Here is a 9394-nt window from a genome sequence, read left to right as displayed (position 1 = left end):
CCCGCCACTGGTGCCACCGCCTCGCCCACGCCACCCTCGGCCGACCCCACCCCGGCCGCAACGCCCTCGAACCCCTGGTCAACATCGCCCGGCTCCGCATCCGCGCGGGCGACGGCACCACCGCCTGGACCATCCTCGAAACCCTCCACCAGGCCGTCACCGATCAGGCCACGGTCACCACCGACGGCATCACTATCGACACCGCAGCGCTCACCGCCACAGCGACGGAGCACGCCGAACTACGCCAATGGACCTGGACCGTCCTGCTCGGCACCGGAGCCCACGCCCTGGCCACCGCCAACCGCTGGGACGACGCCCGGCAACGCCTCGAACATCATCACGGCATCGGCCACCGCATGCTCGACGGCCGCCAGATCGCCGTCATCTCCCACGCCCTTGCCGGACGCCACCACGACGCCGCCGAGCTGCTGCGCACGACGACGCCCGGCGAACCGTGGGAGAACGCCGTCACCATCGTGCTGAACCTCCTCTGCACCACCACCACCGGCGGACACGACGCATCTCCGTTCCCGCCGGGCCACGTTCGCTCACCAGGCATGGAGGTGTTCTGGACACGCCACGACCTGAGCATCATCGACGCCCTCGGCATCGACCACCCGACAACCAAAGCCGTCGCTAATGATCTTCTGCTCCGGACAACCGACGGGTACGCCGCCCGCGAGGTCCTCGCCCACACCGGCTGTCACCGCCTCGCCGGGAACCGTCGGCGGCAACGGCTACTCGCGGTCGTCAACGACTGCGGCCTCGACCGGGGACACATCCCCACTACTGGCCTGACCCGGATCAACCAGCTTCTCGACGCAGCAGAATCAGCCATCCGCCACCCCAGCGATCCGAGCGCACCGCACAGCAGCCTGACGGGAAGCGCAGCCAGGTGATCGACCCAGAATTCAGTGTCGGCGATCATCGTCCGGACCGGACCTCATGGGATTGCCGCACGTGCGGTGCCCCGTTCCCGTGCCCACCGGCGCGGCAAGCGCTCCGGGAAAACCTCGGTTCCATCCCGCTCGCCATGCTCATTCTTTCGTGGACTCACAACGTTCGATGTCATCACTCACAGTGCCCATCTCGCCAGCCTCTCGGTCCGGCGTGTCAGGCCGAAAACACCGCTCCCGGCACAAGTCCCGCGTCGCGTAACCGTCTTTCTCGCCGGAACAACAGTCAGTCGTCGGTGGCGCGTGGAGTTCGTCGGAGGCGTTGCAGAAGTTCACCGACCGCTCGTGTCTCTTCGTGATCTGGGCCGTAAAGAACGACGAAGTCCTCGTACAGCGGAATCAGTTCGGCCTCCGCTTGCTCTCGATCGCCTTCCGCAAGCAGCAACATCGCAATGTTGTGCCGAAGCTCCACCGCGTCAGCAGAGACATCCCCCTCGCGGGCTCGCACGTGATCGAGGACGTGGCGGAATTGCCGGATGGCGAGGGTAGTCTCACCGAGTTCGGCCCGGCAGTGTGCTGCTTCCCGTCGGCAGTCGAGCGCGTCACGGCTGGCAGGCCCGGATGTACGGACAAAAGCCTCATATAGCGAGTCAAACTCCGGCAGCGCTGCCCGGAAATCCCCACCAATGATCAGGATTGCCGCTCGGCGCTTACGTAGGGAGAGCACCTGCCGGTTGTCGACGCCCAGCACCTCCGCAGCAGATTCGATGACCTGCTTGAGCGCCTCGGCGGCTTGGGCGAAACGTTCCTCATCGAGTAGTTGGTCTGAGTGCGCGATCGCGTCCTTGATCGCCTCGCGAAGTTCGCCGGGTGGGACGCTGGGAAGCGGAGAAAGCGTCTCAGCATTCTCGGGAACAGTTGTCGGCTGGGGGTCGACCCGGGGTCGCGGTGCATTCGGACGCCGGTACAGGAGCGTGGGATCAGGGACACCGACTGGTGTCCGGTTCGACGCTGGCGGCTCGGCACCTGGCGTAGGAAGGAACGGGAATAGCCGGTCGTAGACGTCATACGCATCGTGAGGGCGTTGCTCAGGTTGCTTTGCGGTGAGATCCAGAACGAGCGACTCGAGGGCGACCGGAATGTCCGCACGGATCTGACGCAAAGGCTGCGGTGGCACGTCCACGTGCTGGCGCATCAACTCGAACTCGCTACTGCCGTCGAACATCACCGCGCCGGCGAGTAGCTCGTGTAACACGCAGCCGAGCGCGTACAGGTCACTCTGAGGGCTGATCTGGCCGCCTTGAATTTGCTCTGGCGGCATGTAGCGGTGGGTACCTATGAGGCTCCCTGTTGCGGTAAGACGGGTGACGTCCGTGCGCAGGATGGCGGCGATCCCGAAGTCGAGGACCTTGACCTCGCCTCCGGCCGAGATCAGGACATTGTCGGGCTTGAGGTCACGATGCACCACCGGGATGGCATGGGCGTGAGAAAGTACGGTGCAGATCTGTGCGGCGATGGCCGCTGCCCAGTCGACGGGCAACGGGCGGGACGGGTTGATGTAGGAGCGCAGCGTGGTGCCGCGTACGTACTCCATGACCAGGTAGAGCCGGTCGAAGGACTGATCGAGGACGGCGTCAAATACTTGGGGGACGCCGTGGTGCTGGATACGTGCAGTGACTCGGGCCTCGCGTCGGAATCTCTTGGCGAGTTCCTCTGCTTGCTGAGGGGAGAAGACCCTGTCGGGGCGGATCAGCTTGACGGCGACCTCGCGGTCGAGGACGCCGTCATAGCCGCGCCACACCTGACCCATACCGCCGGAGTCGATCTCGTCAACCAACTCGTAGCGGCCGGCGATCGGTCCTGGCTGCACCTGCTTACCCCCGTGCGTCAGTGCTACGGATCAGCAGACAGTGTCTCCTGTGGATGTTGCTCCGTCCAGCCTGCTGCCGGACCGGAGGATCATGCCGCGTCGTCGTCGAGGCCCTCCTGGCGGCGAATCATCCGCCAGGCGGCGCTACGGGCGCTGCGATTCAGTGTGCTGCGAAAGTCTTGCTGGGGATCGAAGTATCTGCGTCCCATGTCCGCCATCGTGTCGAAGTGGTCCATCATCTTGTCTTCGAAGACTGGATCGAAAACGTGACCGAAGTTCTCCTCGTCGTCATTGGCTACGGCCGCCAGACGAACCTTCGGGTCTTCGAGCGCCTCGTTGAACGGGGTCACGACATCCTGTTCGGTGAACTCGGTGCCGTACTTCTCGTTGAACCGCTCGATGAGCTCTGACAGCAGCGATTTCTCCGGTTCCTGGGCTCCGCCGCCACCTTCCCCGAAGCCTTTCAGGATGCTCTCGTCCTCGGGAACGAGTTTGATGTCGTGGTCGCCGGTGTGCTCCACCCGCAGATGGCTGAGGTCGACCTCACCGATGTCAACGCCGCCGTCGTCTCGGCGGGGCAGCCGGTTGAGCAGGTGTCGCCCGTACAGGTAAAGGCGTTCCAGCTCGGCATCGGCGTAGGCGACAATCCCGGACAGGAAGCTGTACTTGCGGACGTAGTCGTTAAGGTTGGCGCGGAAGTCTTCAGCGTCGGCGTGGTCCTCTTCGTCGTCGCTGTCGAGCAGGTCGGTGAAGCGGCTCACCGCCGGGTCCAGATGCCGATAGAGCTCGGCGTGCAGCTTCTCCCACTTCGCGGTCCTGCCGGCCGCCTGCTGTTCTGCGGCTAGATAGGCAGTGACGAACTCCTGCATCTCGTCGTCGACGAGCAGCTGCGCGGCCATCACCCTGCTCTGGGCGGTGAACAGCAGGTTGGGGTCCGAGGGCAGGGTGGCGGCTTCCTCGAAGTACGGCAGGAACGCGTCTTTGATGTCGTCGGCCTGGTTGGCGAAGTCCAGCACTGCCAGGTCAGACTGGTCCTTGCCGTCGGTGGTGCGGTTGAGACGGGAAAGCGTCTGCACCGCGGCGATACCGGCCAGCCGCTTGTTGACGTACATCGTGGTAAGCAGCGGCTGGTCGAAGCCGGTCTGATACTTCTCCGCGACCACCAGAATTCGATACTCGGGCTGACTGGCCCCGCCAGATCGGGTCAGCTTGTCGTCGGCCCGGGTATATGCGAATGCCTTCGGCAGTGCTGACTCGGGCAGTCCGCCGTTCTCCTTGGCCTCGGTGGTCTCCTCACCGTCATAGGTCAGAGTGCCGGAGAAAGCCACCAGCACCCCGATCCCGGCGTAACCGCGATCGTCGCGGGCGCGGTCGTCGCGGTAGCGCTTGATCGACCGGGCCATCTGTACGGCGCTGTGCCGCGACGCGGTGACCACCATCGACTTGGCCCGGCCCCCGAGCCGCCCCGCAGTGTGGGCACGGAAATGCTCGACGATGATCTGCGCGTGCTGCGCGACGGTGGAATCGTGGGTCAGCGCGTACCGGGCCAACAGCGGGTTCGCCTTTGCCGGGTCCACCTTCCGCTCGTCGGGGTTCTCGTTGACCAGATGCCAGTAGGTGTTGTATGTGACGTAGTTGCGCAGCGGGTCGAGGATGAAACCCTCTTCGATGGCCTGCCGCATCGAGTAGGTGTGAAACGGGTGATACTGCTGGTCGTCGCCGAGCGTTCCGAAGTCCTCCAGCGTCTTGGCCTTCGGGGTCGCGGTGAACGCGAAATAGGACAGATTCGCGGCTCGCTGTCGCCTACGCGCTTTTGCCTTCAGCTGTGTCTCGACGTCGGGGGCCGGGGCGCTGGTGGCACCCGGGTCCTCAGAGTCGGCGTCCAGGCCGAGATCGCGCAGGACCGCTCGGACCGAGGCTGCGGCGTCGCCGGACTGCGACGAGTGCGCCTCGTCCACCACGATCGCGAAACGGCGACCTTGGATCTCGGTCGGGTTGCGCCGTAGATAGTCCTCCAGCGCGGGGAAGGTGTGCAGCGTGACCGTGACGATCTTCCCGCTCTCCTGCGAGAGCACCTTGGCGAGCTGCTCGGACTTCGACCCGTGCTGGTCGTCGATCCGCACAACCAAGCCGGCCGTCTGCTCGAAACTGCCGACCGTCTCGCGCAGCTGACTGTCCAGGTTGCGCCGATCGGTGATGATCAGAACCTTGTCGAACACCGCCTCACCGGGCTTCAACCCGTTTGCCAGCGCGTCCGAATCCAGCTCGGCCGCGTCGGTAGAGGTGTGCAGCGACGACAGCCGATGCGCCAGCCACGCGATCGTGTTCGACTTGCCGGAACCCGCCGAAGCCATCACCAGGTAGTTGTGTCCGGCACCGTGGCGGGCCGCGTGCGCCGTCAGCTTCTTGACGACGTCCCACTGATGGAACCGGGGGAAGATCAAATTCTTGCGGGTACGCCCGTCCGAGCCCTTCACCTTGTGCAGGTGCACAAACCGTTCCAGCAGGTCAAGCCAGTTGTCTCGCTGCCAGACTTGCTCCCACAGGTACGAGGTGGCGTATTTGCCGAACTCGGTTGCCAACGGGTTACCCTTCCCGCCCGGCCGGCCCGGACCTGCCGACCCCATGTTGAAGGGCAGAAATCGGGTCGCCTTCCCCCGCAGTTGCGTGGTCACGAACACCAGATCCGGATCCACTGCGAAGTTCGCCACCACCCGACGCGTGAAGATCAGCTCGGTAGGGTCTCGCTCGAACTTGTACTGCTGCTTGGCGTCCTCGACGCCTGACCCGGTCAGCGGGTTCTTTAGCTCCGCTGTGGCGACCGGGATCCCGTTAAGAAACAGTGCCAGGTCGAGGCGGTGGCCCTTGTCGGCCTGCTTGGTCGCGTACGCCAGCTCGCGTACGACACTGAGCCGGTTCTTCCGATAGTCACCCAGCACAGCTTCGGACTCCACCAACGAGGGTTTGAAGTACGCGACCCGGATCCGCACCCCGCGGTCCTTCACGCCTTTACGCAATACTTCGAGAAGCCCGTCCGAGGTGATGGCTTGGTCGAGCCGCTTGACGAAGCCCTGCTGCGCGCCATCTCGGTCGCCGCCGTAGAACGCGACCAAGTCCTCCCATTCGGCAGCCTGGGTAGCCCCGATGAACTCGAACAGCCGCCCAGTGTCGAACCCGACGTCGGCTCGGTAGTCTGAATTGTTTCCGACCTCCCACTTCGCAGCGGATAGAGAGGCGACAATCGCGTCACCGAACGCAGATTCGTGATGGATGGGACTCATGGCCTGTCAGTCCTCGATTCCCCGCCCGCTGGCGGTAGACACGTCGATCTGGCCGGTTACTGCGGCAGTGATCAGCGCCTGTCGGCGTTCCGATAGTAATGCAAGTTGCCTTTCGATCTTTTCCCGAAGAGACCGAGTGCCCAGATTTTCGGACTCTACTCGAGCTACCACCCTGCGTTGCTCGTCAAGGTCGGCCGGCGGAATTGGCCAGCTCTTTACCTCTTCGAAGCGGATATTGGCCATGGATTGCGAGGCACCATTGGAGGTTGCTCCGCAAAGTGATCGTACGCGGCTGCCGCGCGCGATCAAGGCGGCATATCGGGCGTCTAAGGCAGGTGAGAGTCGCACGCGAAATATCTTGTCTGACAGCAAGAGTTTACGCCGCGTTGCGGGAACAGCAGCAGTCGAGCCAACCAGTTGCGGGGTATTAGCCCGTGTTATGAGCAGGTCGCCTTCTCTAACCTCGTGGCTGCGGTTAGGGGTCAAATTCTCAGGTAGACGCTTATTCTGTTCAGGGAAGAAATCTCCCGGCCTGAGGGAGCTGACCTTTAGAACGCCCCACTCGTCGTCGTCTGCGGGCGTTGCCTCGCATTGTGGGCTGGAACCCTGGTCCACGCCTTCGATAAACCTTCGGAAGGGAAGGGTGCCATGCTTTGCCAATAGTTCATCAATTACTACATCCAGCAGCACCGAGTCGCGCTCGTCCAAGCCTGCGATGACTTTTCGCTGCAGTTCAGAAAGTCTGTCTAGTCTCGCAGTTTCGGCGTTGAGGAAGTCGATGATGCGACGTTGCTGGTCACGCGAAGGAACGGGGATCGGGACAGCGCCCACTTCATCCTTCGTTACGTGAACCATTCCGATCATGCCGCTCGTCAGTTCCCGTTCGATCCAATATGTTGCGGCCCGAAGGCTCCAATAGAGCCAGTCTTTTTCGCAACTCTGGACTGAAACCTTGAAGATGTGCTGGTTTAGGAAATAGTGGCCGCTTTCGGTCCACCTGAACGGACCGAAAGAAGTTCCCGGATTCCCCGACCAGGCGAAGAGTAAATCTCCGGACCTTACCCTGTATTTATCGTCCAGCGTCAAGGCAGAGTAATTGTACCGGCTGGACCCATTGAGGTTCTCAATCCGAATGATGGGGGTACCGGAATATTGCCAATCTTCTGATTTGAATACGTAGCCGTTATCAAGTGTTGCCAGATACTTGAGAGGGACAACGCTCCAGTGGCCCGGTGGCGAATTTCCGTAAGGGAGGCGATGGGTATTGGAAGTCATTTGGCAACCTCACCAAGCAGCGCCTGGATCTCCAACTCTAAGGCCTTCAATTCGGCGTCGATCTCGGCAAGGGGGCGGGGCGGCTTGTAGGTGTAGAAGTGGCGGGTGAAGGGGATCTCGTAGCCGATCTTGGTTTTCTCGTGGTCGATCCATGCGTCTGGGACGTGTGGCAACACCTCGCGTTGCAGGTATTCCTCGATGTCCTGATCGAGGGGCACGTTTTCGTAGTCACGCAACTCCGGGTCGGGTTCGGGGCTGCCCTTGATCAGCTGCACTTCGCCGTCCGGGTCGCGCACGCCGATGATCTCGCGCATGGCCTTCTGGAACGAGGTGCCGGTGGGCCAGGGCACGCCTGCCTCGGCCATTGTCTTACGCAGGGTGTCCCAGGCTTCGCGTTTCGTCGACCAGGACTGATCGACCAGCGGTTTGAGGGCGGTGGCCAAGGCGTCGGCGTTGGTGACCTTCTGGATGGGCTTTGAGGCGGCCAGTTCGGTCGTGGTCTCCTCGGTGACTTCAAAACGAAGCTTGAGGGGGCGTTCGACGGTGATGCGGCGGTAGCCGAAGTCCTCGTTGGCGAAGACCTTCACCTTGGCGTGCATCGGGTGATCCGCGTTCTGGGCGGCGTCGAGTGCTTCGGCATACAGCTGGGTGATGGTTTTGATTTGTGCCGGCTCCATGAGCTTGCGCTTGTCGCCGAGGGACCTGCGCATCTTGGCGAATTGGTCGCGGGCGTCAAGCAGGACGACCTTGCCGCGGTGACCCTTGGATTTGCGGTTGGTCAAGATCCAGAAGTAGGTGGAGATGCCGGTGTTGTAGAAGAGTTGGTCGGGTAGAGCGACGATGCCTTCGAGCCAGTCATTCTCGAGGATCCACTGCCGGATGCGGGATTCGCCGGACTCGGCGGCGCCGGTGAACAGCGGTGAGCCGTTGAAGACGATGGCGATGCGGCTGCCGCCTTTGCCGTCAGGGGTGACCGGCTTCATCTTGGAGATCATGTGCTGTAGGAAGAGTAGCGAGCCGTCGTTGATTCGGGGCAGGCCGGCGCCGAAGCGGCCGCTCTCGCCGAGCGTCTCGTACTCGTGCTCTACGTCGTCCTTGACCTTCTTCCACTCCACGCCGAACGGCGGATTGGCCAGTAGGTAGTCGAAGGTGGCGTTGCGGTGGCCATCGTCGCTGAAGGAGTTGCCGAACTTGATGTTGTCCGGATCCTGGCCTTTGATCATCATGTCGGAGCGGCAGATCGCCCAGGACTCCGGGTTGAGTTCCTGACCGAAGACGGTGACAGTCGCCGACGAGTTCAGCCGTTTGATGTGCTCCTCGGCGGCCGAGAGCATGCCACCGGTGCCGCAGGCCGGGTCAAGTACCCGGCGCGAGGTGCCGGGGATGCTAAGCGCGTCGTCGTCCGGCGCGATCAACAGGTTGACCATCAGTTCGATGACCTCGCGCGGGGTGAAGTGCTCACCGGCGGTCTCGTTGGATTGTTCGGCGAAACGCCGGATCAGTTCCTCGAAGACGTAGCCCATCTGATGGTTGGAGACGATGACCTTGGGCTGGCCGTCCTCCCCGAGTACCGGCTTGCCGTCCTTGAGTTCGACGGGCCGCAGGTCGAGGTCGGCGAACCGGCCGACCACCTGGAAGAGCAGGTTGGCGTTGTCCAGTCGCCGGATCTGCTGCGGGAAGTCGTACTTGTCCAGGACTTCTTGGGCGTTGTCGGAGAAGGCCCCGATGTAGGCGATCAGGTGTTTCGCTGTCTGGCTGGCGTCCTTCGTGATGTTCTTCAGGGTGTAACCGCTGGTGTTGTAGAAGCTGTGTCCGGAAGCGCGGCGCAGCCACTTGGGGACGTCGAAGTTCTCCTGGCCTTTGAGCCGTTCGTATTCCGACGCGACTTTTTCCCGGGTGGGTTCGAGGACGCACTCGAGGCGGCGCAGCACGGTGAACGGCAGGATGACCTTGCCGTAGTCGGACTGCTTGTAGTCGCCGCGGAGGAGGTCGGCTACCGACCAGGCATGGTTAGCCAGTTCGGTGTGCTTGCTGCTGTTCAACGGGTTCCTTCCGTCTGGACCGGGCCAGGT

General features: G+C 62.8%; 5 protein-coding genes. 1 reads left to right on the top strand and 4 read right to left on the bottom strand.

What is annotated here, in order from left to right; translation table 11 throughout:
• Window positions 1-899: hypothetical protein (locus tag Aut01nite_RS41650; RefSeq protein WP_204037935.1), on the top strand; the 899-nt coding region annotated here is incomplete at its 5' end.
• 283 nt (window positions 900-1182) lie between these two features.
• On the opposite strand, the gene Aut01nite_RS41645 is transcribed toward Aut01nite_RS41650, so the two are convergent.
• The 4 genes from Aut01nite_RS41645 to Aut01nite_RS41630 all read right to left on the bottom strand — a co-directional run bounded on the left by Aut01nite_RS41645 (window position 1183) and on the right by Aut01nite_RS41630 (window position 9364).
• Window positions 1183-2766, bottom strand: coding sequence for a serine/threonine-protein kinase (locus tag Aut01nite_RS41645; protein WP_043529226.1), 1584 nt, complete (start codon window positions 2764-2766; stop codon window positions 1183-1185).
• Window positions 2767-2855: 89 nt separating this feature from the next.
• Window positions 2856-6047, bottom strand: a complete 3192-nt coding sequence (locus Aut01nite_RS41640; RefSeq protein WP_043529228.1) for a type I restriction endonuclease subunit R — start codon at window positions 6045-6047, stop codon at window positions 2856-2858.
• 6 nt (window positions 6048-6053) lie between these two features.
• On the bottom strand, window positions 6054-7322 hold the full coding sequence (locus Aut01nite_RS41635) for a restriction endonuclease subunit S (RefSeq protein ID WP_083999586.1): 1269 nt from the start codon (window positions 7320-7322) through the stop codon (window positions 6054-6056).
• Window positions 7319-9364, bottom strand: a complete 2046-nt coding sequence (locus tag Aut01nite_RS41630) for a type I restriction-modification system subunit M (protein ID WP_043529230.1) — start codon at window positions 9362-9364, stop codon at window positions 7319-7321. The genes Aut01nite_RS41635 and Aut01nite_RS41630 overlap by 4 nt, the downstream gene beginning before the upstream one ends.
• Between the last annotated feature and the right edge of the window lie 30 nt (window positions 9365-9394).

The organism is Actinoplanes utahensis, assembly GCF_016862455.1.
Lineage (GTDB): Bacteria > Actinomycetota > Actinomycetes > Mycobacteriales > Micromonosporaceae > Actinoplanes > Actinoplanes utahensis.
The sequence above is the reverse complement of the archived record's forward strand: the minus strand, read 5'-3'. Positions and strand labels throughout refer to the sequence as shown.